At 71.8% G+C, this 25,320-nt stretch carries 25 protein-coding genes, 1 tRNA gene and 1 other RNA gene; 20 read left to right on the plus strand and 7 right to left on the minus strand.

The window, feature by feature from the left end; all coding sequences use genetic code 11:
- Positions 1 to 88: 88 nt before the first annotated feature.
- Complete coding sequence (locus JOD60_RS07030) at positions 89 to 286, plus strand: multidrug transporter (protein ID WP_076689813.1); 198 nt, start codon at positions 89 to 91, stop codon at positions 284 to 286.
- Between the two features lie 292 nt (positions 287 to 578).
- Positions 579 to 890, plus strand: coding sequence for an EamA family transporter (locus tag JOD60_RS07035; RefSeq protein WP_076689815.1), 312 nt, complete (start codon positions 579 to 581; stop codon positions 888 to 890).
- A gap of 26 nt (positions 891 to 916) precedes the next feature.
- Here the strand turns inward: JOD60_RS07035 and JOD60_RS07040 are convergent, their stop codons facing one another.
- Positions 917 to 2,434: an IS1634 family transposase gene (locus JOD60_RS07040; RefSeq protein ID WP_076689818.1), complete on the minus strand. Its 1,518-nt coding sequence runs from the start codon at positions 2,432 to 2,434 to the stop codon at positions 917 to 919.
- Between the two features lie 259 nt (positions 2,435 to 2,693).
- Here JOD60_RS07040 and JOD60_RS07045 point away from each other — a divergent pair, with 259 nt between their 5' ends.
- From JOD60_RS07045 to JOD60_RS07055, 3 genes are all read left to right on the plus strand, one after another.
- Positions 2,694 to 3,371 carry a zinc-binding dehydrogenase gene (locus JOD60_RS07045; RefSeq protein ID WP_076689822.1) on the plus strand — a complete coding sequence of 226 codons (678 nt, stop codon included), beginning with the start codon at positions 2,694 to 2,696 and terminating at the stop codon, positions 3,369 to 3,371.
- Positions 3,372 to 3,412: 41 nt separating this feature from the next.
- The gene (locus JOD60_RS07050) at positions 3,413 to 4,702 is read left to right on the plus strand and encodes a M18 family aminopeptidase (RefSeq protein WP_076689826.1); all 1,290 of its coding nucleotides are present in this window, start codon (positions 3,413 to 3,415) and stop codon (positions 4,700 to 4,702) included.
- 169 nt (positions 4,703 to 4,871) lie between these two features.
- The gene (locus tag JOD60_RS07055; protein ID WP_076689830.1) at positions 4,872 to 5,516 is read left to right on the plus strand and encodes an NAD(P)H-binding protein; all 645 of its coding nucleotides are present in this window, start codon (positions 4,872 to 4,874) and stop codon (positions 5,514 to 5,516) included.
- Between the two features lie 135 nt (positions 5,517 to 5,651).
- Here JOD60_RS07055 and msrA read toward each other — a convergent pair whose 3' ends face one another.
- Positions 5,652 to 6,188 carry a peptide-methionine (S)-S-oxide reductase MsrA gene (gene msrA / locus JOD60_RS07060; protein WP_076689833.1) on the minus strand — a complete coding sequence of 179 codons (537 nt, stop codon included), beginning with the start codon at positions 6,186 to 6,188 and terminating at the stop codon, positions 5,652 to 5,654.
- Between the two features lie 181 nt (positions 6,189 to 6,369).
- On the opposite strand from msrA, the gene JOD60_RS07065 reads away from it, so the two are divergent.
- Both JOD60_RS07065 and JOD60_RS07070 read left to right on the plus strand, forming a co-directional pair.
- Positions 6,370 to 7,650 carry an MFS transporter gene (locus JOD60_RS07065; RefSeq protein WP_084201927.1) on the plus strand — a complete coding sequence of 427 codons (1,281 nt, stop codon included), beginning with the start codon at positions 6,370 to 6,372 and terminating at the stop codon, positions 7,648 to 7,650.
- Complete coding sequence (locus JOD60_RS07070) at positions 7,647 to 8,543, plus strand: SDR family oxidoreductase (protein ID WP_076689836.1); 897 nt, start codon at positions 7,647 to 7,649, stop codon at positions 8,541 to 8,543. Before JOD60_RS07065 ends, JOD60_RS07070 begins: the two co-directional genes overlap by 4 nt.
- A gap of 9 nt (positions 8,544 to 8,552) precedes the next feature.
- Here JOD60_RS07070 and JOD60_RS07075 read toward each other — a convergent pair whose 3' ends face one another.
- On the minus strand, positions 8,553 to 8,951 hold the full coding sequence (locus JOD60_RS07075; protein ID WP_076689840.1) for a nuclear transport factor 2 family protein: 399 nt from the start codon (positions 8,949 to 8,951) through the stop codon (positions 8,553 to 8,555).
- A 74-nt stretch (positions 8,952 to 9,025) separates the two neighbouring features.
- On the opposite strand from JOD60_RS07075, the gene JOD60_RS07080 reads away from it, so the two are divergent.
- Complete coding sequence (locus JOD60_RS07080; RefSeq protein WP_076689842.1) at positions 9,026 to 9,259, plus strand: FitA-like ribbon-helix-helix domain-containing protein; 234 nt, start codon at positions 9,026 to 9,028, stop codon at positions 9,257 to 9,259.
- A gap of 1 nt (position 9,260) precedes the next feature.
- Complete coding sequence (locus JOD60_RS07085; RefSeq protein WP_198159137.1) at positions 9,261 to 9,677, plus strand: type II toxin-antitoxin system VapC family toxin; 417 nt, start codon at positions 9,261 to 9,263, stop codon at positions 9,675 to 9,677.
- A gap of 18 nt (positions 9,678 to 9,695) precedes the next feature.
- Here the strand turns inward: JOD60_RS07085 and JOD60_RS07090 are convergent, their stop codons facing one another.
- On the minus strand, positions 9,696 to 10,724 hold the full coding sequence (locus JOD60_RS07090) for a lactonase family protein (protein ID WP_076689848.1): 1,029 nt from the start codon (positions 10,722 to 10,724) through the stop codon (positions 9,696 to 9,698).
- A 34-nt stretch (positions 10,725 to 10,758) separates the two neighbouring features.
- On the opposite strand from JOD60_RS07090, the gene JOD60_RS07095 reads away from it, so the two are divergent.
- From JOD60_RS07095 to JOD60_RS07130, 8 genes are all read left to right on the plus strand, one after another.
- Positions 10,759 to 10,938, plus strand: coding sequence for a hypothetical protein (locus tag JOD60_RS07095; RefSeq protein ID WP_076689851.1), 180 nt, complete (start codon positions 10,759 to 10,761; stop codon positions 10,936 to 10,938).
- Between the two features lie 85 nt (positions 10,939 to 11,023).
- A complete protein-coding gene (locus JOD60_RS07100; RefSeq protein WP_076689854.1) occupies positions 11,024 to 11,578 on the plus strand; it encodes an NYN domain-containing protein in 555 nt (184 codons plus the stop codon).
- A 96-nt stretch (positions 11,579 to 11,674) separates the two neighbouring features.
- The gene (locus tag JOD60_RS07105; RefSeq protein WP_076689857.1) at positions 11,675 to 12,124 is read left to right on the plus strand and encodes a hypothetical protein; all 450 of its coding nucleotides are present in this window, start codon (positions 11,675 to 11,677) and stop codon (positions 12,122 to 12,124) included.
- A gap of 101 nt (positions 12,125 to 12,225) precedes the next feature.
- Positions 12,226 to 12,834: a PadR family transcriptional regulator gene (locus tag JOD60_RS07110; RefSeq protein WP_076689861.1), complete on the plus strand. Its 609-nt coding sequence runs from the start codon at positions 12,226 to 12,228 to the stop codon at positions 12,832 to 12,834.
- A 2-nt stretch (positions 12,835 to 12,836) separates the two neighbouring features.
- Complete coding sequence (locus JOD60_RS07115) at positions 12,837 to 14,516, plus strand: ABC1 kinase family protein (protein ID WP_084201928.1); 1,680 nt, start codon at positions 12,837 to 12,839, stop codon at positions 14,514 to 14,516.
- Between the two features lie 26 nt (positions 14,517 to 14,542).
- Positions 14,543 to 15,235, plus strand: a complete 693-nt coding sequence (locus JOD60_RS07120) for an NUDIX hydrolase (protein ID WP_076689865.1) — start codon at positions 14,543 to 14,545, stop codon at positions 15,233 to 15,235.
- 69 nt (positions 15,236 to 15,304) lie between these two features.
- Positions 15,305 to 15,396, plus strand: a tRNA-Ser gene (locus JOD60_RS07125).
- 205 nt (positions 15,397 to 15,601) lie between these two features.
- Positions 15,602 to 17,026: a dicarboxylate/amino acid:cation symporter gene (locus JOD60_RS07130; RefSeq protein ID WP_372430817.1), complete on the plus strand. Its 1,425-nt coding sequence runs from the start codon at positions 15,602 to 15,604 to the stop codon at positions 17,024 to 17,026.
- 127 nt (positions 17,027 to 17,153) lie between these two features.
- Here JOD60_RS07130 and JOD60_RS07135 read toward each other — a convergent pair whose 3' ends face one another.
- Genes JOD60_RS07135 through JOD60_RS07145 form a run of 3 tightly spaced genes read right to left on the minus strand, consistent with a single transcriptional unit; the run spans position 17,154 to position 21,685 of the window.
- Positions 17,154 to 19,454, minus strand: a complete 2,301-nt coding sequence (locus JOD60_RS07135; protein ID WP_076689868.1) for a transglutaminase TgpA family protein — start codon at positions 19,452 to 19,454, stop codon at positions 17,154 to 17,156.
- Positions 19,441 to 20,694 carry a DUF58 domain-containing protein gene (locus JOD60_RS07140; RefSeq protein ID WP_076689873.1) on the minus strand — a complete coding sequence of 418 codons (1,254 nt, stop codon included), beginning with the start codon at positions 20,692 to 20,694 and terminating at the stop codon, positions 19,441 to 19,443. Before JOD60_RS07140 ends, JOD60_RS07135 begins: the two co-directional genes overlap by 14 nt.
- Before the next feature lie 10 nt (positions 20,695 to 20,704).
- Positions 20,705 to 21,685, minus strand: coding sequence for an AAA family ATPase (locus tag JOD60_RS07145; protein ID WP_076689876.1), 981 nt, complete (start codon positions 21,683 to 21,685; stop codon positions 20,705 to 20,707).
- 83 nt (positions 21,686 to 21,768) lie between these two features.
- Here JOD60_RS07145 and ffs point away from each other — a divergent pair.
- The 3 genes from ffs (at position 21,769) to JOD60_RS07160 (ending at position 25,293) form a co-directional block, all read left to right on the plus strand.
- Positions 21,769 to 21,865: signal recognition particle sRNA small type (gene ffs, locus JOD60_RS07150), an RNA gene on the plus strand.
- A gap of 69 nt (positions 21,866 to 21,934) precedes the next feature.
- Positions 21,935 to 24,091, plus strand: coding sequence for a phosphate acetyltransferase (gene pta / locus JOD60_RS07155; protein WP_076689879.1), 2,157 nt, complete (start codon positions 21,935 to 21,937; stop codon positions 24,089 to 24,091).
- Positions 24,088 to 25,293 carry an acetate/propionate family kinase gene (locus JOD60_RS07160; RefSeq protein ID WP_076689882.1) on the plus strand — a complete coding sequence of 402 codons (1,206 nt, stop codon included), beginning with the start codon at positions 24,088 to 24,090 and terminating at the stop codon, positions 25,291 to 25,293. The genes pta and JOD60_RS07160 overlap by 4 nt, the downstream gene beginning before the upstream one ends.
- Positions 25,294 to 25,320 lie beyond the last annotated feature (27 nt).

A 25,320-nucleotide genomic window follows, 5' to 3' on the forward strand; every position in this document is an offset into this window, starting at 1 on the left:
ACGTTCACATCGCGACAAAGCGCTGGGATGCATCGGCATCCCTGTCAAGCCCCTCCACCGCGCGACGCCGTCGCGCGAGGATCGGGCCATGACCGATGCCGACCCGACACCCGACATGACTCCTGACGAGAAGCGCCGCGACCAGCTGTTGCGCGCGGAGCACTCGACCGAGGCCGATGCGGCGCCGCGGATCGAGGTCAGCGAACACGACGGCGTGACGCGCATCGACATCGCCGACACCGCAGCGGTGCGCCCGGGCCCCGGCCCCGGAGCGGAGGAGTCCTAGCCTGCGGCCCTCGCCGTTCAGGTGGCGCAATCGGCGGCATCCGGTCGACCGAGGCCGCGGTTTGCGCCACCTGGGTCGAGTCCGCCGGCGCGCGCAGGGTGGTAGCGTCGAGAGCGATAGCGCCTAGGGTTCCGGGGCCGCCGCAGTCACGTGGCTGAGCGGCTCGCCTGGTCCGAGCGGCGCCACGGCACGGCCTCCGACACAGGCGACCCGCCGTCATCTGACAGGACAAAAGCCCGGAGGAGCCCGTTCGTCGCGCCCGCGACGGATGCCAGGGTTCCGAAAGTCTGTCATGTCGCCACTTGCCGTTCTCCTCGTCCTCGGGGCCGCCCTCGCCCACGCCGCCTGGAACGTGCTCGCGCACGGCACCAGCCGTCTCGGCCTGCCCTTCCTCTGGTGCGGCGCGCTCGTCAGCACCCTGCTGTGGGTGGGCGTCGTCCCGCTGACGGGCGGCTTCACACCCGCGGATGCCGGCGGCTTCCTCCTCGGCATCGCCGTCTCCGCGGTTCTCCATGTCGCGTACATGCTCGTCCTGCAGAGCGGATGCCGCGTCGGCAACCTCTCGACGGTGTACGCCACGCGGGCTCCCGCAGAAGTGCCGTGACCTGCGCAAACCTGGATCGTGTCAGTTTAGTGCCCCACGCCCGGCCGGAGTGCGGCGATGATGTCGGCGGCTTCCCCCGTTGGCGGGGTGGTCGCGGTGAGTTCGTGTCCGTCGATGGTGATCGTGACGTCACGCAGCGGGCGCAGCGCGCGGACGATACGGCGGACCGTCACGCCGGTGGTCTTGTAGAGGTGCCGGCTGATCGCGAGAGCGCAGAACACGACGGTGAGGTGCGCGTGGATCGAGTCCGCGGTCGACGCGAACATCGGCCTCGCCCGCAGGTCGGTCTTTGCCATCCGGAACGTCGCCTCGACCTGGAACAGGTCATGGTAGGCCGCCACGATCTCTGCAGCGGAAGCCGTCGCGGTGCTGAGGTTGGTGACGTACCCCTTGAGGCCGATGTATTCGCGGGCCTTCTCGACTCTTGCCCAGTTCACGCCGGGCTTGGTGCCGAGGGTGACGAACCGGTCCTTCTTCGCCGGGCGGGTGCCGGCAGCGATCTGCTCGGCGCGTTCGATCTGCTTGTTCAACGTGATGTTGTCGCGGATCTTCCGCTTGTGGGAGTACTGCCACACCACTCGCCGCTCCCGCGCGTTCACACCCGCACCCATGGTTCGGGTGGTCTCGACCGTCTCCCCATCGGTGACGATGTTCCCGACGGTCGCGTAGTGCTCGGCGAGATCGTATGGCGCGGAGGAGGTGCGGGAGCCGACGATGAAACCGAACCCGGCGTCCTCCAGCCGGTTCAGGTTCGCTGCGGACAGCATGCCGGCGTCCGCGACGACCACGACCTCGGTCGCGGAGTGACGTTCGCGGAACTGGTCGAGGACGGGCAGCAGGGTGAGAGTCTCGCCCCTGTTGCCCGCGAACTCGTGGACTTCGAGGGGGAACCCGCCCTGGTCCACGAGGAGGCCGACGAGGATCTGCGGGTCGACGCGGCGCTCTTTGCTCATCCCGACCTTGCGGAGCTTGTCTTCACGCTCCGCCTCGAAGTAGAGGGTGGTGACGTCGTAGAGCACGACGGTGAGCGGGCCAGATCGGGTCGCATGCGCGTAGGCTGCGGCGGCGATCTTCGACCGCCAGTCCTGCTCAACGCTGCGGGCGAGGGTCCGCCACACGGTCGACAGCGACGGCGCACCCGGGACACCGAGCTCGTCCCACACCCGCAGCGTGTCCGCCTTGCTGGTCGGCTCGACGACGCGGGCCAGGACCAGCTTCTTGAATGTGTCGTTGCCGACCGCGTCGAACCCGAGACGGGCGTAGGCGTCCTCGAGGACATCCCACAACAACCTGGACCTCGACCCGGTCACCGTCGGCGCGGTCGTGGCCGGCGGCGTCGCGCCCAGCCCGTCCAGATCGAACGGGACATGCCCGGCCAGCTCCGCGATCCGCTCCCGCGCGATCGCGACCAGCACCGCGAGCTGCTCATCGTCGTGCGCGGAGCCGAGGTGCTCCACGATCGTCCGCACACCACGGGTCTTCGACGCGATCTGCACCGCCGTCGCACCCGACGCGGTGCGCACCTTCCGCACGAACCACCCCACCGAGCGAGTCTAGATCGACGCCGTTAGTGCCCCGCACGAGGCACCAACACCCCCGGAAAATCAAGCCTCAACGATCCTCAACCCGCGAAATCACCCGACGGTGACACGATCCAGGTGCAGAGCGGATGCCGCGTCGGCAACCTCTCGACGGTGTACGCCACGCGGGCTCCCGCAGAAGTGCCGTGACCTGCGCAAATACGGGCACGAGCGCGTCGGCAGCCGGTGGGAGCTGTGCGGCGGATTCGCCAGCCACGTCCACGTGCGTGCCGGCACCCCGATCGTCACCGTGGGGGAGCGGATGCCGGCGCGCGTCGCCGCGCCCGCCGCGTGCGCGACGGCCACCGCCGTGGCGGCCCTCCGCCGCGCCGAGCGCGAGGTCCCGGTCGCCGGCGCGGTGGTGCTCGTGTCGGGCGCGGGGATGGTCGGGCTGTCGGCTGCGGCGCTCGCCGCCGACCGCGGCGCGACGGTGATCGTCGCCGACCCCGACAAGCGCCGACGCAAGCTGAGCCCCCGGTTCGGGGCGAGCGCCGCGATCGACCCCCGGGAGTGCGACGCGCTGGCCGGCGCCCTCGCCACCCTCGGCCGGGACGAGGTCGACATCGCGATCGAGGCGTCGGGGTCGCCCTCGGCGGTGGCCGCGGCGCTCGCGGCCGTCGGCATCGGCGGAGCCGTGGTGCTCGTCGGGAGCGTCTTCCCCGGTGGAACGGTTGCCGTCGACCCGGAGCGCATCGTCCGGGGTCTCGTCACCGTCGCCGGCGTCCACAACTACACCGGCGAGGATCTCCGCGACACGGTGTCCTTTCTGCGCGACGCGTGGGGCCGGCATCCGTTCGAGGACCTCGTCGAGCCCGTGTTCGCGCTCGCCGACGCCGACGAGGCGCTCGCCGCCGCCGCGGGCGGCGAGGCGCTGCGGGTAGGTCTCGACCCGCGCCGCTGACCCCCGCGGCGCGCCACGGGCGCCCGAACTACGCTGGACGCGTGCCCGACACGACGATCACCCCCGCCGCTCTCACTCACGCCGACGATCTCGCCGACTTCGTCGCTGCATCGCCCTCGAGCTTCCATGCCGCCGCCGAGGTGGCCCGGCGGTTGACGGATGCCGGGTTCACCGCGCTCGACGAGCTCGCGGCGTGGCAGGTGGTGCCGGGTGCGAAGCAGTTCGTCGTGCGCGACGGCGCCGTGCTCGCCTGGGTCGTCCCGAGCGGGCCCGGTGCGTCGACGCCGTTCCATATCTTCGGCGCACACAGCGACTCGCCCGCCTTCAAGCTCAAACCGAAGCCGACGACGGGGCGGCTGGGGTGGCTGCAGGCCGGGGTGGAGATCTACGGCGGACCCCTGCTGAACTCCTGGCTCGATCGCGAGCTGCGCCTGGCCGGTCGCCTCGTGCTCGACGACGGCACCGAGGCGCTTGCCGCGACCGGGCCGCTGCTGCGGCTGCCGCAGCTGGCCATCCACCTCGACCGCGAGGCCAACGACCACCTCGCCCTGCACAAGCAGACCCAGACGCAGCCGGTATGGGGTCTGGGTGAGGCGGCCTCCGCCGATCTGCTCGCCGAGCTGGCGACATCGGCAGGGGTGGATGCCTCTCGCATCCGCGGCTACGACATCGTCACCGCCGACGCGGCCCGCGGCGCGGTGTTCGGCCGCAACGACGTCTTCTTCGCGAGCGGGCGCCTCGACGATCTCGCATCGGTGCACGCGGGCCTCGTCGCACTCGCCGACGCGGGGCTCGATGCGCCCCACATCGCGATGCTCGCCGTGTTCGACCACGAGGAGGTCGGTTCCGCGACGCGCTCCGGCGCGGCCGGGCCGTTCCTCGCCGAGGTGATCGAGCGCATCCAGCTCGCCCTCGGCGCCGACCGCGAGCAGCAACTGCGGGCGCTCGCGGCATCCTGGTGCGTGTCCAGCGACGTCGGCCACGCGGTGCACCCGAACTACCCCGACAAGCACGACCCCGTCGTGCAGCCGCTGCTCGGTCGCGGCCCGATCCTGAAGATCAACGCCAACCAGCGGTACGCGACGGATGCCGCCGGTGCCGCCGCCTGGCACGGCTGGTGCGCGGCGGCATCCGTCACGAGCCAGGAGTTCGTCTCGAACAACGCCGTCCCGTGCGGGTCGACGATCGGGCCGATCACGGCGACCCGCCTCGGGATCAGGACGGTCGACGTCGGCATCCCGATCCTGTCGATGCACTCGGCCCGCGAACTCGCCGGCACCGCCGACCTCGCGGCGCTGGCCCGCGTCGCGGGCGCGTTCTTCGCCGCCTGACCGCACCAGCGGCCGCAGGCCGCCCGCGGATGACACATCCGCTCCCGCCATGCAACCCCGCGCCCGGCGTGCCACCCCGCCGTAGGCTCGAACAGCGAACAGCGAGCAGCAACGGTCTCAGCCGATCCCGGCCGCGGCTCGCACCCCCGCATGACGAAAGGCGCATCCCATGGCACGCATCCTGCTCATCGGCGGTCACGGCAAGGTGGCGCTCCTGTCCGAGCCGTTGCTCGTGGCGGCCGGACATCACGTCACGGCGGTCATCCGCAATCCCCGGCACGAACCGGCCGTCCGCGCGACCGGTGCCGAGCCGCTCGTCGCGGACGTCGAGACGTTCGACACCGAGCAGCTGACCAACCTCGTCAGCGGAAACGACGTCGTCGTCTGGTCGGCGGGGGCGGGCGGCGGCGACCCGGAGCGGACCTTCGCGGTCGACCGCGACGCGGCGATCCGGTCGATCGACGCCGCCGTCGCGGCGGGGGTCCGGCGCTATCTCATGGTGTCGTACTTCGGCGCGGGGCCGGACCACGGCGTGGACCCCGGCGACGGCTTCTACGCGTATGCCGAGGCGAAGGCCGCCGCCGACGCCCACCTGCAGGGCAGCGGCCTGGACTATACGATCCTCGCGCCGTCCGCGCTGACGCTCGACGAGCCGACCGGGCGCATCGACACGACGGCGGATGCGGCGGCGTCCGTCTCGCGCGCCGACGTCGCGGCCGTGATCGCGGCCGCCGTGCTCGAACCGGCGACGATCGGTCGCACGATCCGGTTCAATGCCGGCTCGACGCCCATCGCAGAGGCGATCCGGGTCTGACGCGCCCGCGGAAACTCCACGGAATCGGTGCGTCGTCGGCGTCTGAGCACCGCAACGCCGCAGCGCCCCGCGGGTGCGAGAGCAGAATCCGTGGAGTTTCGGCGCTCGAGCGATAGACCTCGGCGCGTGGGCGCGTCAGACCTCGGCGCGCTTCGGCAGGACCCACCCGGCGCGCGGGAAGTGGCACGTGTACCCGTTCGGGATGCGCTGCAGGTAGTCCTGGTGCTCGGGCTCGGCCTCCCAGAACGGCCCGAGCGGCTCGATCGTGGTGACGGCCGGAGCGGGCCACAGCCCCGACGCGTCGACGTCGGCGATCGTCTCGCGGGCGACGCGCTCCTGCTCCGGCGTGACCGGGAAGATCGCCGAACGGTAGCTCGTCCCGATGTCGTTGCCCTGCCGGTTCAGCGTCGACGGGTCGTGGATCTGGAAGAAGAAGGCCAGGATGTCGCGGTACGTCGTCACCGCCGGGTCGAACACGATCTCGACGGCCTCGGCGTGGCCGGGGTGGTTGCGGTACGTGGCGTGGTCGTTCTGCCCGCCGGTGTAGCCGACCCGGGTGTCGAGCACGCCGGGCTGGCGGCGGATGAGGTCTTCCATGCCCCAGAAGCAGCCGCCCGCGAGGATGGCGGTCTCGGTCCCGGGTGTGCGCGTGATGCTGCCGTCGTCGGTCATGCTCTCCATTCTGCTCGCCCTGCCGCGCCTCGGGCCCGTTCCGGTAGAATCAAATGCTGTGCTCGCGCCGTCCGGTGCGAGTCGAGGTGCATCTACCTGCTTCATCCGGCCACGCGTCCCGCGGTCGGCCCCGGAGGGTAAGGCGGCACGTGAACAACGAGCCGACTCCTCCGGAAGAGATATGACACCCGATCACTCGCTGATCCGCCACACCGGCTGGGCCTATTGGCCGATCGCTTTCATCGCGCGCCTGCCGTTCGCGATGATGACGGTCGGCGTGCTCATGCTCGTCGTGGCCGTCACTGGATCCGTCCGCCTCGGCGGTCTCACCTCGGCGGCGGTCGGGGTCGGCGTCGTCGTCGCTGGGCCGCTCATCGGCGACCTCGTCGACCGTCACGGCCAGCGGCGTGTGCTCGTCCCCGTCGGGCTCGCCAACGGCATCCTCCTCGCGCTCTTCCCGCTCGTGGTGACGGGGCGGATGCCGGAGGGCGTGGTCCTGGCGACCGCACTGCTCATCGGGCTCACCGCGCCGCAGGCGGCGGCCATGTCGCGCAGTCGGCTGCTCGCCATCATCGCGGGGCGTCTGGCGCCCGAACGCCGTGCGGTGACGACGAACCGGATCATGTCGTACGAGTCCGCCGCCGACGAGACGGCGTTCGTCATCGGGCCGTTCCTCGTCGGCATCCTCGCCGCGCTCATCGCGCCCTGGGCGCCGATCGCGATCGCCGCGGCGCTGAGCTTCGGCTTCGTGACGGCGTTCGCCCTGCACCCCACCGCCCGCGTCGCTCCCGGTGGATCCGACGGCGGTTCCGACCGGGCGCCGTTCCGAGCCGTGCTGAGCGGACGCATCCTCGTGCTCGTCGCGGCGACGTTCGGCGTCGGCGCCTTCTTCGGCGCGACGCTGACCTCCCTCACGGCCTTCGCGCAAGCACACGGCGATGAGGCGCAGGCGGGGCTGCTGTACGGGCTCATCGGGATCGGCTCCGCCGTGCTCGCGCTCGGCGTGGTGCTGCTGCCGCGGCGCTTCGCCCTGCGGCATCGCTGGCTGGTGTTCTCGGCCGTGCTGGCCGCCGCCGCGGTCGGCTACGCCACGGCGGCGGGTCTCGGCCCGGTCACGGTGTGGCTGCTCGTCATGGGTCTCGGGGTGGGGCCGACGCTCGTCACGCTGTTCTCCCTCGCGGGGGAGCGGGCGCCGGCGGGACGTGCCGCCACGACGATGACGCTGCTGGGTTCGGCGCTCACCCTCGCGCAGGCGCTGTCGTCGGCGTTGACCGGATGGGTCGCCGAGTCGGTGTCGCTGCCCGCGGCGATGTCGCTGCCGGCGATCGCCGCGGCCCTGGTGCTGGCGTTCGGCGGCGTCAACCTCGTCCTGGAGAAGCGCGGGCGCGCGGCTAACACGGCGCCCGCGACGGTGTCAATCCGCTTCAGTGCACCTGCGGGGGCGCGAACACTGGATGTATGACTCGTGACCAGTACACCCTCACCGACCCCGCGAAGCTGTACGCCGACATCGAGCCGCACGCGCAGCGACAGCCCGAGCCCGGCCTCGACGCGAAGCTCGACCCTCGGGCCGACCTCGGCGAAGAGACCTACCGCGGCACCGGTCGGCTGACCGGTCGCAAGGCCCTCATCACCGGCGGCGACTCCGGCATCGGCGCCGCCACCGCGATCGCGTTCGCCCGGGAGGGCGCCGACGTCGCGATCTCATACCTCCCCGACGAGGAGCAGGACGCGCAGCGCATCGCCGGCATCCTGCGCGACGCGGGCGTCACGGTGCTGACGCTTCCGGGCGACCTCAAGGATGCCGGGTACTGCCGCGATCTGGTGGCGAAGACCGTCGACGGACTCGGCGGCCTCGACATCCTCGTCAACAACGGGGGCAAGCAGATCTTCAACGACGACCTCACCACCCTCGACGACGAGCAGTTCGACGACACCTTCAAGACCAACGTCTACGCGATGTTCTGGATCACCAAAGCGGCCCTGCCGCACCTGAAGCCGGGCTCGGCGATCATCAACACCACGTCGATCCAGGCGTACAAGCCGTCCGACGTCCTCGTGGACTACGCCTCGACCAAGGCGACGATCAACGCCTTCACCAAGGCGCTCGCGCAGCAGGTCGCGCCGAAGGGGATCCGCGTGAACGCCGTCGCGCCGGGGCCGATCTGGACCCCGCTGCAGCCGAGCTACGGGCAGCCCGAGGAGAAGCTCGACGAGTTCGGCAAGGACACCCCGCTCGGCCGCATGGGCCAGCCCGCGGAGCTCGCGCCGGCGTACGTGTTCCTCGCCTCGGCCGAGTCGAGCTACGTGCTCGGCGAGACGCTCAACGTCAACGGCGGCATTCCGTCGCCGTGAGCCCTGCCCTCAGGACGTGACGTCGCCGCCGGTCGCCCCGGCGGCGACGGCGGCGTCGTCGTCGTCGGGCACCGTCATGTACCACTCCACGAATCGGCGCGCCCGGCCGTCGCCCGCGAGGTGCACCTCCCACAGGTTGAGGTAGGTGGCGTGGCCCGGGTACTCCGTGCGGCCGCGCACGATGCCGAGGCGGTCGTCCTCGATGAGCACCTCGAAGTCGACCACCGGCTCGGCCGGTTCGGGCTCCTGCCACGACGCGATGATCGCGTCGATGCCGCGCAGCGGCTCGGCGTCATAGGGATGGAACAGATACTCGGCGTCGTCGGTGAAGATGGCGCGGATGTCGTCGGCATCCTTCGTGCGCCAGGCCGTCAGATAGCCGTCGAGCCACTCGCTTGTCGCTGTCATGCTCCCGGTCTACCAGGGGGCGCCGACACGAGGGGATGCTGTCACCGTGTCATCGGTGCAGCTAGAATGCAGGCATGTCCGTCGCCATCACCGTCCGCAACGTGCCCGATGACGTGCGAGACGAGCTCGCTTCCCGCGCGGCGCGTTCCGGGCGCTCGCTGCAGGAGTACCTGAGCGCAGAACTCACGCGCCTGGCGCGCACTCCGAGCGCGGCCGAAGCCGTGACGCGCGCGCGTTTGAACGCGCTGTCGTATCCCGCGACCGCCGGGGACGTGATCGCCGACGCCGTTCACGCGGGGCGGCGCTGACGTGGCTCCCGGCCACATCTACGACCTCGTTGTCGTCGACGCATCGGCGGTCGTGCTGCTCGTCGCGTCTTCCCACGATGCGGGCGACCGACTGGCTGCCCGATTGACGAACGCGGTCCTCCACGCGCCGCACATCCTGCCGGTCGAGGTGGACTCCGCCCTGCGCGGACTCGTCGCGGGGCGTGTCCTGTCCGAAGGGGAGGCGACGGCGGCCCGGCAGCAGGCGGGGCGGATGCCGGTCGACCTCTGGGCCTGGGATGCGCTGGCGGAGCGCGCATGGGAGATGCGCAGCAACCTGGCGACGTACGACGCCGGCTACGTCGCCCTGGCGGAGCACATCGGGGCGACGCTCGTCACCGCCGATGCGCGGCTCGCCCGCGCGCCGGGCGTGCGGTGCGCGATCGAGGTGTTCGGCTGACGCCGGGCCTCACGCGGCTCAGACGAACCGGACCCAGTTCGCGCCGCGCCCGGTCTCGGTGCGCTGGCGCAGCTCCAGCCGCTCGCCGTCGACGGTGTACAGCGACACCGTCGTCGACTTCTCACCAGCGGCGACGAGATGCCGGCCGTCGGGGCTCAGCGCGAATCCGCGCGGCTGCTGCTCGGTGACGGTGAACGCCTCGGCATCCTTCACCGTGCCGTTCTCGGCCACCGCGACCGCCCCGAGCGTGCTCTCGGTGCGCTCGGACGCCCACAGCACAGCGCCCTCTGCGCCCCAGTGCAGGTCCGCTCCCCAGATGTAGTGGTGGGCGAGGGGATCGGCGCCGAAGACGCTGTGCCCCAAGTCCTTCGACCGGTCGTACGCGGTCGCGGCGCCGACGAGCTCCAGCGTTCCCTCGCGCGTGTCGCGTGCGTAGTGCAGCACCTCGCCGGAGAACTCGGTCATGACGTACACGGCATCCTGGGCGTCACTGAGGACGAGGTGACGCGGCCCGCTCCCGGCGGGCGCGGCGACGGTCGGCGGGTCGAGCGGCTCGAGCTCGAGCGCATCGCCCAGCGCATACTGCGCGACGAGGTCGGCGCCGAGGGAGACGAAGTAGGCGAAGCGGCCGTCGGCGCTCGGCAGCACCGAGTGCAGGTTCGGGTAGGAGATCCGCGCGACCGGGGCTCCCACCGTCCCGTCGGCGACGGGGCAGCTGACGCCGTAGCAGCCGCCGTAGCTCGCGCCGAGCAGTCCCGTGCCGTCGCGCGTGAGGGCGAGGTAGTTCATGCCGCCGGCGGGGAGGTCCAGGCGGGAGTGCGGGGTGAGCGTTCCGCGCTCGCGGTCGAGGGCCAGCGTCACGATGCCGGCCGGCTCACCCTTCACGGCCGCGTAGACGAGGTCTCGCGACGCGTCGACGGCGAACGTCGAACAGCCGGTGAGTCCGTCTGTCACCGCGAGGCGGGTGAGACGGTCGTCGGAGAGGCGGAAGGTCGACAGGGAGCCGTCGCCGGCGTTCGCGACGAGGACGAGGGATGCGGTGCTCACTGTTCGATCGTACGGGCGCCTCTAGGCTGGAGTCATGAACAAGAGCACGCTGTGGACCGTCGTCGGTGTCATCGTCGCGGTGGTGATCGCCTGGGTCCTCGTCGACGTGCTGTTCAGCGTGCTGTGGTTCATCGGCAAACTCGCCGTCGTCGCGGTGGTGGCCCTCGTGGTCTTCATCGTGCTGCGCGGCGCATTCTCCTCGCGCGCCGACTGAGCACGACGGATGCCGGGACCCCGGCATCCGCCCCCTGATAGCGTTCGGAGCGTCGCGCAGCGCGACGGATGCCGAAGGAGGCCCCGTGTCGGAGCGGATCACCTGGACCCTCGTCGACGGCGAGAACATCGACGCAACGCTCGGCGGGTCGATCCTCGGGCGCCGCCCGCAGCCGGACGAGCGACCGCGCTGGGACCGGCTGCTGACGTTCCTCGAGGAGCGATGGCATCAGGACGTGCGCGGGCTGTTCTTCCTCAACGCGACGACGCACCTGCCGATGCCGTTCGTGCAGGCGCTGCTCGCACTCGGGTACACGCCGGTCCCGTTGTCGGGGCCCGCCGAGGCGAAGGTCGTCGACCTCGCCATCCAGCGGACGCTGCAGGCGCTGCAGGGTCGCGATGCCGACGTCGTGCTGGTCAGCCACGATCGCGACTTCGTCGACGATCTCGCGGCGCTCACGGGTGCGGGCCGGCGCGTGGGGATGCTGGGGTTCCACGAGTTCCGCAGCGGAGAGTTCGCCTCGGTGCCGGGGATCGAGTTCTTCGACCTCGAGTACGACGTGCACGCCTTCGATGCCGTGCTGCCGCGTGTGCGCGTCATCCCCATCGAGGAGTTCGACCCGGCGCAGTTCCTCGGCTGATCATCGCCTCCTCCCCAGGCGGGGGCGAGCGCGAGTTGTCCACAATCGGCGGGGTCGCGCTCCCACGGCGGGCCGGCGGCGGCCATCGTTGCGGGCATGAAGAACATCGATCCTCTCCTCTCGCCCGAACGCGTTCTCGCCACCGACGACGACCTCGCCGATCTCCTCTCGCGTCTTCTCGAACGCGCCAACATGCGGCAGGTCTGGCTGATCATGCTCGGCGCCGACGATCGCGTGACCGGACCGCTCATGCCGCTGGAGGACTTCCCGAGCGATCCGGATGCGGAGTGCGACACCGCCGACCTCGGCACCCTCACCCACTCCCGGCTGCTGGCGGCGCGCTTCGCCGCCTTCGCCGAGATGTGCGTCGCCGAACGGATCGTGCTGGTGTGGGAGCGCCGCGGCGGCAGCGTGCTGCGCGCGGCAGACCTGGCGTGGGCGCGGGCGATGGCGCGCGACTGCCGGGAGGCGGGCGTCGCGTTGCGGGCGCAGTTCGTGCTGCACGACCGGGGGCTGCGCACCCTCGCCGTCGACGACCTGCTGTGACCTGTCTCTCGTTGCTGCGCGCGCAGACTCACGGCGAGGATCCAGCCTAACGATATATCGTTCACTATCGCCGACGTGCGGCGCGACCTCGGGAGGTCACCATGAACGGTTCATTCGCAGGTGCAGGATTCGGCGGCCACGGCTTTGCCGGACCGGGCTTCGGCACCGGTCCCGGAAGCGGCGGATTCGGCGGGCGCGGTCGCGGCCCCGGCGGCATGTGGGAGGCGATGGAGAACCTGCGCGCGTCGTTCGAGCAGCGCACCGGCACCCGCATGGGCCGCGGCGACGTCCGCGCCGCCGTGCTCGCGCTGCTCGCCGAGCAGTCGATGCACGGCTACCAGATCATCCAGGAGATCGAGCAGCGCAGCGGCGGAGCGTGGAAGCCGAGCGCGGGATCGGTCTACCCGACGCTGCAGCTGCTCGCCGACGAGGGCCTGATCACCGCCGAAGAGGCGGGCGGCCGCAAGACGTACGCGCTCACCGCGGCCGGACGCGCCGAGGCCGACGCCGCCGCCGACAAGCCGGCGCCGTGGGAGACGCCCGGCCAGCGCGACGGCGGACGCATGAGCGCGCTGCCGAAGGCGGGGTTCGAGCTCGCTCAGGCGGCCGCGCAGGTCGGCCGCACCGGCTCCCCGGAGCAGGTGCAGCAGGCGGTCGAGATCCTCGACGAGGCCCGCCGGCGCCTCTACGCCCTGCTCGCGCAGGACTGACGGTGGCATCGGCCGCGCGCGCCCGATACCGCCGCATCCTCCGGTTCGCCGCGCTCTGCCTCGCGCAGACGTGGTGGTACGACCTGTTCCTGCCGAGGGTGGGGCTGCGTCGCATCGGCGAGGGCAACCGCAGCGCCCGGATGCAGCGCATCGCGGAGCGCTTCCACGCGCTGGCCGTCGAGCTCGGCGGGCTGATGATCAAGGTCGGGCAGTTCATGTCGTCACGCCTGGACGTGCTGCCGCCGGAGATCACCCGCGAGCTGGAGGGGCTGCAGGACGAGGTGCCGCCCGTCGCCTTCGCCGAGATCCGCGGCGCCGCCGAGGCCGAATTGGGGATGCCGCTGGAACGCGCCTACGCCTGGTTCGACGAGACGCCGGTGGCCGCGGCATCCCTCGGTCAGGCGCATCGCGCGCGCCTCACGCCCGCCGACACCGACCTGACCGGGCTCGAGGCCGTCGTGGTCAAGGTGCAGCGGCCCGGCATCGACGAGATCGTCGCGGTCGACCTCGCGGCGCTCCGCCGCGTCGCGGGGTGGCTCGCGCGCATCCGCATCGTCGCCGATCGCGTCGACATGCCCGCGCTCGTGGAGGAGTTCGCCACGACGAGTCGGGAGGAGATCGACTACCTGCACGAGGCGGGGAGCGCAGAGCGCTTCGCCGCCGACGTCGCCGGCGACGAGCGCGTCACCGCTCCCGAGGTCGTGTGGGAGCGGACGACCCGCCGCGTCCTCACGCTGCAGGACGTCACCGCGATCAAGATCACCGACGTGGCGGCGCTGCGGGCGGCGGGCATCGATCCGGCGGCCGTCGCGGCGGCGTTCGCATCGACGATGTTCGAGCAGCTGTTCACGCACGGCTTCTTCCACGCCGACCCGCACCCCGGCAACGTCTTCGTCACGCCCCGAGGCGCTGACCGGTTCGCGCTGACCTTCATCGACTTCGGCATGATGGGCACCGTCGACGACACGCTGCGGGCGGGGCTGCGTAAAGTCCTGCTCGCCGTCGCCGCCCGCGACGGCGCGGGGCTCGTGGCGGGGATGCTGGCCGTCGGCGCGCTGCTGCCGAGCGCCGGGACGGCCGACCTCGAGCGCGCGTTCACGCAGCTGTTCCAGCGGTTCGGCGGGATGGGGTTCGCGCAGCTGCGGGAGGTCGACCCGCGGGAGTTCCGCGACTTCGCAGTCGAGTTCGGCGACGTCGTGCGCGCGCTGCCGTTCCAGTTGCCGGAGAACTTCCTGCTGATCGTGCGCGCGATGTCCCTCACCTCGGGCGTCTGCAGCGCACTGGACCCGCAGTTCAACATCTGGGATGCCGTCGAGCCCTTCGCGACGCAGATCCTGCGCGACGAGAGCCGCGGGATGATCGGCGACCTCCTCCAGCAGACCAGCGACGTCATGAGCACCGCGTGGCGCCTGCCGCAGCGCATCGACGGCATCATCACGCGCTTCGAGGAGGGTACGGTCGCCGTCGACCTGTCGCGCCTCGAGCGCCGCATCGACGGCCTCGAGCGGCTCGCGGCCCGGATGCTGGCGGCGATCCTCTTCGCAGGCCTGCTGATCGGCGGCATCTTGCTGCGTCCCGTCGACGACGTCTTCGGGATCGTGCTGATGGCGGCCTCCGTCGTGCCGCTGCTCGCCGCCCTGTTCCCGGGTGGCGGAGGCAGGGGACCGGGGCGGCGCCCGTGACCGGCGGGCGGGCGTAGCCTGATCGGGTGCCCTCCGATCCCTCCGCCGTCGCCGGGGCGCGCGCCGAGCTGCTGCGGGTGGCGACATCGCCCCAGACGTGGGATGAGCCCCTGCGCACCCTGCCGCGCGGCACGGCCGCACGTCCCGCGGCGGTGCTGATCCTGTTCGGCGTGCTCGACGCGCTGCCGAGCGCGCACGAGGCCCAGGATGCCGCGGTGTCGCGAGATCTCGACGTGCTGCTGCTGGCGCGCGCCACGACGCTGCGCTCGCACCCGGGGCAGGTGGCGTTCCCCGGCGGGCGACTGGACCCGGGCGACGACGGACCGGTCGGCGCGGCGCTGCGCGAAGCGACCGAGGAGACCGGGCTCGACCCCGCCGGAGTGGAGGTGCTCGGCACGCTCGACGAGGTGCCGCTGGAATTCTCCGGCCACCTCGTCACACCCGTGCTGGGGTGGTGGCGACATCCGTCGCCGGTGCGGGTGGTCGACGTCGCCGAGTCCGCCGACGTCTTCCGCGCCCCCGTCGCCGACCTCCTCCACCCGCAGAACCGCGGCGTCACCGTCATGCGGCGCGGCGGGCAGGAGTGGCGCGGCCCGGCCCTCGAGGTGCACGGGCACCTTGTCTGGGGGTTCACGGCGCTGCTGCTGGATGCGCTGTTCGACCGGCTCGGGTGGACCGAGCCGTGGGACCGCACCCGAGAGATCGCCCTTCCCGCCTGACACGCCCTCCCGCCCGAGAAGCCCGCCGCCGGACGGCGGCTCGCGCCGCCGATGATAGGATCTCCCCTTGGAAGTGTGTCCGAGCGGCCTAAGGAGCATGGCTGGAATCCATGTAGGCGGGGTAACTCGCCTCGCAGGTTCAAATCCTGTCACTTCCGCCACGGAACAAGCCCCGACCGAATCCGGTCGGGGCTTGTTCGCTGTCCGGGGAATGCCGGCGGCGGGGTCGTCGTTGTCACACCCCGTCACATGCGTCGTCGTCCGGCCCGGTTCGCCGTAGCGTCGATGCGGGCCGCCCGCGGCCCCGGCACGTCCGCACGAACCGCACCACCGGCATCCGCCGATCCCCCCAGGAGATACACCCTCGTGAGTTCCACTCCCGCGCCCGCGAACACCCCCGCCGGCACCGTCGCCCCCAAGCCCAAGAAGCCGCTGTACCGCTCCTTCGGATTCCAGATCACGATCGCGCTGATCGCCGGCATCCTGCTCGGTATTCTCGCCCTCAATCTGGGTCCGGATGCCGAGGGCAACCCCAACGGGCTGTCCGCGACGCTCACCACGATCGGCAACGGCTATGTGACGCTCCTGAAGACGGCGGTCATCCCGCTGATCTTCCTCGCGATCGTCGCGAGCATCACGCAGCTGCGGCGGGTCACCAACGCGGCGCGCCTCGCCGGCCAGACCCTGCTGTGGTTCGGCATCACCGCGCTGATCGCGGTCACGATCGGCATCATCCTGGGCGTGACGATCCAGCCCGGCAACCGCGTCGACCACGCTGATCTCGCAGAGGGCGACCCGTACGCGGTCGGCACCTGGTGGAACTTCCTCAAGGGGCTCATCCCGCAGAACTTCCTGGGCCTGAGCGTCTCGGGCACGGCTGACCTCGACACCGGCGCGGTCGTGACGTCCGTTTCGTTCAACGTGCTGCAGATCATCGTGATCTCGGTGGCTGTGGGCATGGCCGCGCTGAAGCTCGGCAAGCGCGCCGAGCCGTTCGTCGCCTTCACCGAGTCGTCGCTGAAGGTCGTGCAGCGCGTGCTGTGGTGGATCATCCGCATCGCTCCGCTCGGCACCCTCGGCCTCATCGGCTCGGCGGTCGTGACCTACGGGTGGGAGAAGCTCACGACCCTCGTCTGGTTCGCCGTCGCCGTCTACATCGGGCTCGCGCTCGTGCTGTTCGTGGTCTACCCGATTCTCGTGAAGACCCACGGGCTGTCGATCCGGCAGTACTTCTCGGGCGTGTGGCCGGCGGTGCAGCTCGCGTTCGTGTCGCGCTCCTCGATCGGCACGCTGCCGCTCACCCAGCGCGTGACCGAGCGCAACCTCGGCGTGCCGCGCGAGTACGCCTCGTTCGCGGTGCCGCTGGGCGCCACGACGAAGATGGACGGCTGCGCCGCGATCTACCCCGCCATCGCCGCGATCTTCGTCGCGCAGTTCTACGGCGTCGAGCTGAACATCGTCTCGTACCTGCTGATCGCCCTCGTCTCGGTCGTGGGCTCGGCGGCCACGGCCGGCACGACCGGCGCCGTGGTCATGCTGACCCTGACGCTGTCGACCCTCGGCCTGCCCCTCGAGGGCGTCGGCCTGCTGCTTGCGATCGACCCCATCCTCGACATGGGCCGCACCGCCGTCAACGTCGCGGGCCAGGCGCTCGTGCCGACGATCGTGGCGAAGCGCGAAGGCATCCTCGACCGAGGACTGTATGACGCGCCGCGCGACGGCGAGCCGTTCGCCGACGACTCGGCGGACGCTCCCGAGGACGAGCTCGAGGCGGCGCCCGCGCGCGCCTGAGGCACGACACCGGCGAAGGGGCGGATGCCGCGGCATCCGCCCCTTCGCCGTCTCCGGCGGCGGTGCGCCCAGTCAGGCCGGCGCGTCGCGGTCGCCGGGTCAGGCGGGGGCGGGGGTGGTCGCCGGGTCAGGCGGGCGCGTCGCGGTCGGCGAACGCCGACCCGGGGCGGATGACGAGCGACCGCGGGACCGCGATCGCGCGAACGCGGGCGGCCGGCGGCAGCGCCGCGAGCATCGCCTGACGGATCGCGACGGCATCCGCCATCGCACGACGCGCCTCCGTCCCGCGGGTACCGCGGTCGCGCGCCCGGTCGCCGCCGTAGCTCTCCCGCTCCACGGCGCCCACGAGCCGTGCCGTCTCGGTGGGCGGCGCGTCGGCGACGGCGCTCAGGCGCGTGCCGAAGGCGCGCGGCGTCTCGGATGCCGACACCGAGACCCCCAGGTCGATGGCGGTGTCCTGCAGATATCGCCACGCCGCACCGGCGGTTCCGCGGCGGCGCCGCAGCCAGCGCCGGAACGCCCCGGCGGCGCCGGGGAGCAGCGCGATCACCAGCACGGCGCCGACAGCGGTCAGCAGCGGGCGCAGATCGATGACGCGCACCGCCGGACCGGACGCGTCGACCGAGCCCTGGTCGGGACGGTCCGCGGGGCCGCCCGTGGAACTCGGTGCGGGCGAGGCGGCGTCGGTCGGGCGCTCCGGGTCGGCGCCGCTGCCGACCGGGGTGTCCGCGGCGCTCGCGAAGCGCGTCGGCGTGCCGAGGCTCTTGGTCGGCTCGAAGGCGACCCAGCCGATGTCCTCGAAGTACACCTCCGGCCACGCGTGCAACTGGCTCGTCGTGACCTGCGACACCGGCTCGCCGTCGACGGACTCGCCGGTGAGGTCGCCGGGGAGGAACCCGACCACGATGCGCGAGGGCATGTCGAGGGCGCGCGCCATGAGCGCGAACGCGCCCGCGAAGTGCACGCAGTACCCCTTCTTCACCTCGAGGAACTCCGCGACGGCGAGCGTGCCCTGATCGTCGAAGCCGTCTTCCACGGGCGCATCGAGCGAGTACGCGAACTCGGGGCCGCGGAACCAGCTCTGCAGCGCGAGCAGCTTGTCGTAGTCGGACCCGGCACCGGCGGTCACCTGCGCCGCCAGCTCGCCGATGACGGCGGGGGTGTCTTCGGGCAGCGAGGTCACGTCGATGCTCGACTCCGCCGTGGCGGCCCGCGTCGACTGGATCTGCTCCAGAGTGGGCGTCGCCTGCTGCGAGAGCACCTCGTAGTTCTGACCCTGCGCGCTGCTGCGCCCGCTCAGCACGGTGCGGCTGTAGGGCGACGTGCGCCACGTGTCGTCGATGCCCGTGATCTCGACGGCGGCGTACGGCACCGGCAGGGCCGAGGACGACAGTGCCGACACGGAGATCGAGGTGCGTCGCTCGGTCACCGCGACGTCGGGTGCGACCACGAGCGGTTCGAGGCCGTCGGGCAGGGCGACTGAGCGGGTGCGATCGGGCATCCACACCTGCCCGTCGAACTGCGACAGCGTCGCCACGCGCAGGTACGGGAGCGTCGTCGCGTCGCCGTGCATCGTGAGCACCGGGACGTCGCTGCGGCGGCGCAGATCGGCGCCGAGGTTGAGCGTGGGGTCGATGCTCGCCGCGACGCCGGTGCCCGCGCCGGCGACGGGGGCGGGCAGCACGGGACCGGCCACCAGTGCGCCGACGATCGCGACGGCGCCGATCGTCATCGCCACCGCGGTCACGCCGCCGGATCGGGCGGCCGTCGCCGCCGACTCGCGGGTGCGCGTCTCGGCGCGGATGAGATAGAGGACGGATGCCGCGAGCAGCGCGAACGCGATGACGTCCACCCCCGCCGGCACGGCGATGGCGGGGATCAGCCACACCGCTACGAGGGCGATGCCCGCCAACAGGGGCATCCGCGCCGTCAGCACGACGTGGTCGAGCGCGACGGCCAGCAGCGACAGCGCCGCGACGATGACGAAGGCGAGGGCAGGGCTGACCGGCAGCGGGGCGACGCCGACGAAGATCTCCGCCGACGCGACCTCCACGAGCCGTGCCGCCTCGCCGAAGACCGCACCGGTCGGGATCACGGCGAACAGGGCGTCGGCGGAGAAGAACGCGCTGGTGATCACGGCCGTCCACGCCGCCAGCAGGCTCAGTGTCACGCCCACCGCCGGCACCCGCAGCCGTCGCAGCAGGAACCCGAGGGCCAGCAGCGCCGCCGACAGGGCCGCCGCTCCGGGGATCCAGGGGCCGGGGGCGACCACGCGGGTCAGCGGCACCAGGGTCATCACGACCCCGATCCACAGCGCCAGGGTCAACCGGAACTCGCCGCGCGGGCGTGCGCGGCCCACCGGACGCGCCGGCGGGGTCCCGGGCGCCACCGGCGTTTCCCGCACGTTCTGCGCGTCACGCGCCGACATGGGTGCCTCTCCGGTCCACGACGCCGTTCCACGCCGCCGCGAGGTCCGCGTCGGGCGGGATCGCGGCCACGCGCCAGCCCGTCTCGGCGGCGTGGGCGAGCACGCTCTGGTGCGCCGAGACGCTGAGGAGCACGGGCAGGGAGCTGTGGTGCGGGACCGGCGCGAGCGCCGCGGCATCCGCGTCGTCGATCGCACCGGTCACGAGCACGAGCGGACCCGTCGAGGTGCCCGACACCAGCCGGGCGAGCGCTTCGGTCGGCAGGTCCCGGCGCGCAGTGACGGTGGCCAGCGCGATCGCCAGCAGCTCGACCCCGGTCGTGTCGCCTCCGTCGATCGGCTCGCCGAGCGGCGAGCCGTCGATGTCGACGAGCGTCACCTGGTACCCCTCCTGCACGAGCCGCGACACCGCCGACACGCACGCCGACACGGCGGTCTCGAAGCCCGGATCGACGCCGGGCGCGCGCGCCGCCTCGACGACCCAGCGCCGCACGCCGCGGTCGAGCACGACGATCGCCTCGGGGGTGGTCTCCTGCTCCTCCTGCCGCACCATCAGCTCGTCGCGATGCGCGCTGGCGCGCCAGTGGATGCGCCGCATCGAGTCGCCCGGCAGGTAGTGGCGGGGGATGAGGTTGTCGGTGCCCTGACCCAGCCGATCGGTCGTGGTGTGCATGCTGCCGCCGGCCTCACCGGGCTGGTCGGTGAGGGCGCCGAAGTCCGCGATGAGCGGGGCGATCGTCAGCGGGACCGCGGCGCCGACCGTGTGGCGACGCTGCGCGAAGCCGAACGGGTCGGTCGAGACGACCGCGAGCGGCCCGATCTGGCGGATGCCGCGGCGCAGCGCCGTCGCGGTGTACTCGAGGGTCACGGCCGGACCGCCCTGCCGCATGCCCGAATGCGTCTGCGGGAAGACCCCGCCGGAGTCGCCGCTCACCCCGTCGGGGAGCCGGTCGTGCCAGCGTCCCTGCCCGGCGGGCAGCGGGGAGCGGATGTCGACCCGCATCCGGACGAGCACCTCCTGCCCGACGGTGGCGATGTCGGGGGAGAACGCGCGGGAGACCCGCTCGGCGCTGCGGACGAAGTACAGCGTGGCGATGCTCGCGCCCACGCCGAGCGCGAGCAGCAGCGACAGGTACAGCAGTTCCGGGATGCCGAATTGATGCGCCAGTACGAAGCACAGCGCCGCCAGCAGTGCGGCGCCGGTGCCGCGGGCGGTCAGCGGCCAGCGCGTCCAGGGCGACACGGCGGCATCCTCAGTGGGTGGCCAGGGGCACGCGGACCGCGCCGACGATGCTGCGCAGGATCGCGCTGATGGTGTCGGCTGCCGAGCGCGCCCGCGCGGTCGGCGAGGTGCGCGCCGCGATGATGCGGTGCGCGAAGACGGGTTCGACGAGGGTGGCGACGTCGTCGGGGATGACGAACTCGCGGCCGTCCAGGGCCGCCCACACCTTCGCCGCGCGCACCAGCTGCAGCGTGGCCCGGGGGCTCGCCCCCAGGCGCAGGTCCGGGTGTTCGCGGGTGGCTCGGGCGAGCGCGACGGAGTACTCCTCGACCGCGGGGGAGACGTGGACGCTGCGCGCCCACGCGATGAGGTCGCGCACCTGCGCAGCGCCGACGACGGGCGTCAGCTGCTCCAGCGGGTTGCGGGTGTCGCGCTGACGGAGCATGACCGCTTCGCTGGCGGCATCCGGATACCCCATCGAGATGCGCATCATGAACCGGTCGCGCTGGGCCTCGGGGAGGGCGTAGGTGCCCTCCATCTCGAGCGGGTTCTGCGTCGCGACGACGAGGAACGGGTCCGCGAGCTGGTGGCTCGTGCCGTCGGCGGTGACCTGGCGCTCCTCCATGGCCTCCAGAAGCGCGGACTGCGTCTTGGGGGAGGAGCGGTTGATCTCGTCGGCGATGACGATCTGCGCGAAGATCGCACCCGGCTTGAACTCGAACTCGCGGTCGACGGGGTTGTAGACGCTGACACCGGTGACATCGCCCGGCAGCAGATCGGGCGTGAACTGGATGCGGCGCACGCTCGCGTCGATCGACGCGGCGAGCGCCCGGGCGAGCATCGTCTTGCCGACGCCGGGGACGTCCTCGATGAGCAGGTGCCCCTCCGCCAGCAGGCAGACGAGGGCGGCGCGCACCGCGGCGGGTTTTCCGTCGATCACACGGCTGACGGAGGCGAGGACGGCGTCGGTGGAGCGGGCGAATGCGTCGGCGGTGAGGGGACTGTCGAGCATGCGGGTTCCTGTCTCAGCGGCGGTGCTTGCTCGATGCTATCCCGCGGCGGCGACCCCGCGGCCGGACGTCGGGTAAACTCGCATACAGCTCTCCGCGAGACGGCATCCAGGCCAACTCCCCCAGGACGGAAACGTAGCAAGGGTAACCAGGCTCTGCCGGGTTCGCGGAGAGTCTTTCTCTTGCCCGCCGGACCTTTTGAACGGTCGGTCCCTGGCCGCCGTCTCCGGGCCGCACCTAGGCTGGACGACGTGGCGCAGAGCATCTACATCACCTCGACGGAGGGCCTGTCCGGCAAGTCGACGATCGTCCTGGGGGTGCTGGACGCACTGACCCGGTCGACGCCGCGCGTGGGAGTGTTCCGCGCCATCGCGCGCTCGACGGCGGAGCGCGACTACGTCCTCGAGATGCTCTTGGATCACATCGGCGTCGACCTCGACTACGAGGAGGCGGTCGGAGTCACGTACGACGAAGTCCGCCGCGACCCGGATGCCGCGCTGTCGAAGATCGTGGAGCGGTTCAAAGCGGTCGAGGCCCAGTGCGACGCGGTCGTCGTCGTCGGCAGCGACTTCACCGACGTCGGGTCCACGAGCGAGCTCGGCTTCAACGCCCGCATCGCCGCGAACCTCGGCGCCCCCGTGCTCGTCGTGCTCAACGGCCGCGCCGGCCAGGGCGACCGCCTCGGCATCAGTGAGGCGCGCACGCCCGAGCAGCTGGCCCAGCTGACCTCGCTCGCGCTCACGGACATCACGCATCAGCGCGCCGAGCTGTTCGCCGTCATCACCAACCGCGCCGACCCGTCGAAGCTCGACGAGATCAACGCCGCGATCGCGGAGGTGGTGCGCGACCTTCCGGCCGTCGACGGCGAGCGCGAGGCCGACGTCGCCGTGTGGTCGATCCCCGAGGACGTGTTCCTCGTGGCCCCCGCGGTTCGCGACATCATGCTGAGCCTCGGCGGCACGCTGCTGCGCGGCGACGAAGAGCTGCTGACGCGGGAAGTGCTCGATGTCGTCGTGGCGGGGATGTCGCTGAACAACATCCTGCCGCGCCTCACCGAGAGCGCGATCGTCATCGTCCCCGCCGACCGCACCGAGGTGCTGCTGGGCCTCCTGCTGGCCAACTCGTCCGGGACGTTCCCGTCCATCGCCGGCATCATCCTCAACGGTCCCTTCCCCCTCCCGCCGGCCGTGCAGGACCTCATGGCGGGCTTGGATTCGTCGCTGCCGATCGTCCAGACCGACCTCGACACCTACGACACCGCGGTGCGCGTCATGGGCACGCGCGGGCGTCTTGCCGCCGGCTCGCAGCGGCGCTTCGACACGGCGCTGGCCCTCTTCGAGCAGCACGTCGACACCGAGGAGTTCACCCGGGCGCTGGGTCTCGCCCACTCCGGCGTCGTCACGCCGTTGATGTTCCAGTACCAGCTGCTGGAGCGCGCCCGCACCGAGCGCAAGCGCATCGTCCTGCCCGAGGGCGGGGACGACCGGGTCCTGAAGGCCGCCGCCACGGTGCTCGCCCGCGGAATCGCCGACCTCACGATCCTGGGGGACGAAGCCGAGGTCCGCGGCCGCGCCGTCGAACTCGGCCTCGACCTCAGCGCCGCCGACGTCCTGAGCCCCTTCGACCCGGCCACCGTCGACCGGTTCGCCGTCGAATACGCCGAGCTGCGCAAGCACAAGGGCGTCACGTACGAGAAGGCCGCCGACACGGTCACCGATGTGTCGTACTTCGGGACGATGATGGTGCACCTGGGCCTCGCCGACGGCATGGTCTCCGGCGCCGCGCACACCACGGCGCACACCATCCGGCCCGCGTTCGAGATCATCAAGACGCGTCCCGGTGTCTCGGTCGTCTCGAGCGTCTTCCTCATGGCGCTCGCCGACCGCGTCCTCGTCTACGGCGACTGCGCTGTCATCCCCGACCCGCGGGCCGAGCAGCTCGCCGACATCGCGATCTCCTCAGCCGCCACCGCCCGTCAGTTCGGCATCGAGCCGCGCGTCGCGATGCTGTCGTACTCGACCGGCGAGTCGGGCTCGGGCGAGGACGTCGACAAGGTCCGCGCGGCCACCGCGCTCGTGCGGGAGCGGGCGCCCGAGCTGCTGGTGGAGGGCCCGATCCAGTACGACGCGGCCGCCGACGCCGCCGTCGCGCGCACCAAGATGCCCGAGTCGCAGGTCGCCGGGCGCGCCACCGTCTTCGTCTTCCCCGACCTGAACACCGGCAACAACACCTATAAGGCGGTGCAGCGCTCCGCCGGCGCGATCGCCATGGGACCGGTGCTGCAGGGCCTCAACAAGCCGATCAACGATCTCTCCCGCGGCGCGCTCGTGGACGACATCGTCAACACCATCGCGATCACCGCCATCCAGGCGCAGGCGCAGCCTGCGGGAACGGACCCCACCGCATGAGCGTCGTCCTCGTCATCAACAGCGGCTCGTCGTCGTTCAAGTACCAGCTCATCGATGTCGAGACGCAGGAGGCGCTGGCATCCGGTCTCGTCGAGCGCATCGGCGAGCCGCGTGGAGCCGCGACGCACGAGGTCGGCGGCGTCAAGACCGTGATCGAGCTGCCGATCCCGGATCACGCGGTGGGTTTCGATCTCATGCTGCAGGCCTTCGAGGACGTCGGCCCGTCGCTCGCGGAGGCGCAGCTCGCCGCCGTCGGCCACCGCGTCGTGCAGGGCGGGGCGCGCTTCTTCCACCCCACCCTGATCACCGACCTCGTCGAGATCAACATCGACGAACTGTCGCTGCTGGCGCCCCTGCACAACCCGGGCGCCGTGCAGGGCATCCGCGCCGCCCGCGCCGCGTTCCCCGACATCCCGCATGTCGCCGTCTTCGACACCGCGTTCCACCAGACGCTGCCGCCCGCGGCCTACACGTACGCGATCGATCGCGACCTCGCGCGAAAGCACCGCATCCGCCGGTACGGCTTCCACGGCACGAGCCACAAATTCGTGAGCGAAGCGGCGGCCCGGTTCGTCGACCAGCCGCTGCGCGAGCTCACGCAGATCGTCCTGCACCTCGGCAACGGCGCATCGATCACGGCGATCGACGGCGGGCACTCGGTCGAGACCTCGATGGGGCTCACCCCGCTGGAGGGCCTCGTGATGGGGACGCGCTCCGGTGACCTCGACCCCTCGGTGCTCCTCGTGCTGGCGCGCCGCGAAGAGATGACTCCGGGCGAGCTCGACACCCTGCTGAACAAGCGCAGCGGCCTGCTGGGCCTCGCGGGCGTCAGCGACATGCGCGACATCGAGCAGCGCCGCGAGGCGGGCGACGGCGGCGCGATGCTCGCCTTCGACGTGTACATCCACCGGATCCGCGCCTACATCGGCGCGTACATCGCGCAGCTCGGCGGCGTGGACGTCATCTCGTTCACGGCGGGTGTGGGCGAGAACTCGCCCCTCGTGCGGGCGCAGGCGCTGGCGACGCTGGGGTTCCTCGGCATCCGCCTCGACCCCGAGCGCAACGAGCGCCGGGAACGCGGCATCCGCGTCATCTCCACCGATGACTCCGCCGTCACGGTCCTCGTCGTGCCCACCAACGAGGAGCTCGAGATCGCGCGCCAGACGCTCGAGGTCGCGAGCCCCGCCGGAGCGCGCGACTGAGAACGTCACGCGCCGGACACACCCCGC

This window comes from Microbacterium aurum, from assembly GCF_016907815.1.
Lineage (GTDB): Bacteria > Actinomycetota > Actinomycetes > Actinomycetales > Microbacteriaceae > Microbacterium > Microbacterium aurum.

Bases quoted from the DNA above. Each gene is read 5' to 3' on its own strand.
- JOD60_RS07030 (WP_076689813.1), top strand. From the start codon at position 89: ATGACCGATGCCGACCCGACACCCGACATGACTCCTGACGAGAAGCGC.
- JOD60_RS07035 (WP_076689815.1), top strand. From the start codon at position 579: ATGTCGCCACTTGCCGTTCTCCTCGTCCTCGGGGCCGCCCTCGCCCAC.
- JOD60_RS07055 (WP_076689830.1), top strand. From the start codon at position 4,872: ATGGCACGCATCCTGCTCATCGGCGGTCACGGCAAGGTGGCGCTCCTG.
- msrA (WP_076689833.1), bottom strand. From the start codon at position 6,188: ATGACCGACGACGGCAGCATCACGCGCACACCCGGGACCGAGACCGCC.
- JOD60_RS07065 (WP_084201927.1), top strand. From the start codon at position 6,370: ATGACACCCGATCACTCGCTGATCCGCCACACCGGCTGGGCCTATTGG.
- JOD60_RS07070 (WP_076689836.1), top strand. From the start codon at position 7,647: ATGACTCGTGACCAGTACACCCTCACCGACCCCGCGAAGCTGTACGCC.
- JOD60_RS07075 (WP_076689840.1), bottom strand. From the start codon at position 8,951: ATGACAGCGACAAGCGAGTGGCTCGACGGCTATCTGACGGCCTGGCGC.
- JOD60_RS07080 (WP_076689842.1), top strand. From the start codon at position 9,026: ATGTCCGTCGCCATCACCGTCCGCAACGTGCCCGATGACGTGCGAGAC.
- JOD60_RS07095 (WP_076689851.1), top strand. From the start codon at position 10,759: ATGAACAAGAGCACGCTGTGGACCGTCGTCGGTGTCATCGTCGCGGTG.
- JOD60_RS07105 (WP_076689857.1), top strand. From the start codon at position 11,675: ATGAAGAACATCGATCCTCTCCTCTCGCCCGAACGCGTTCTCGCCACC.
- JOD60_RS07110 (WP_076689861.1), top strand. From the start codon at position 12,226: ATGAACGGTTCATTCGCAGGTGCAGGATTCGGCGGCCACGGCTTTGCC.
- JOD60_RS07135 (WP_076689868.1), bottom strand. From the start codon at position 19,454: ATGTCGGCGCGTGACGCGCAGAACGTGCGGGAAACGCCGGTGGCGCCC.
- JOD60_RS07145 (WP_076689876.1), bottom strand. From the start codon at position 21,685: ATGCTCGACAGTCCCCTCACCGCCGACGCATTCGCCCGCTCCACCGAC.
- JOD60_RS07160 (WP_076689882.1), top strand. From the start codon at position 24,088: ATGAGCGTCGTCCTCGTCATCAACAGCGGCTCGTCGTCGTTCAAGTAC.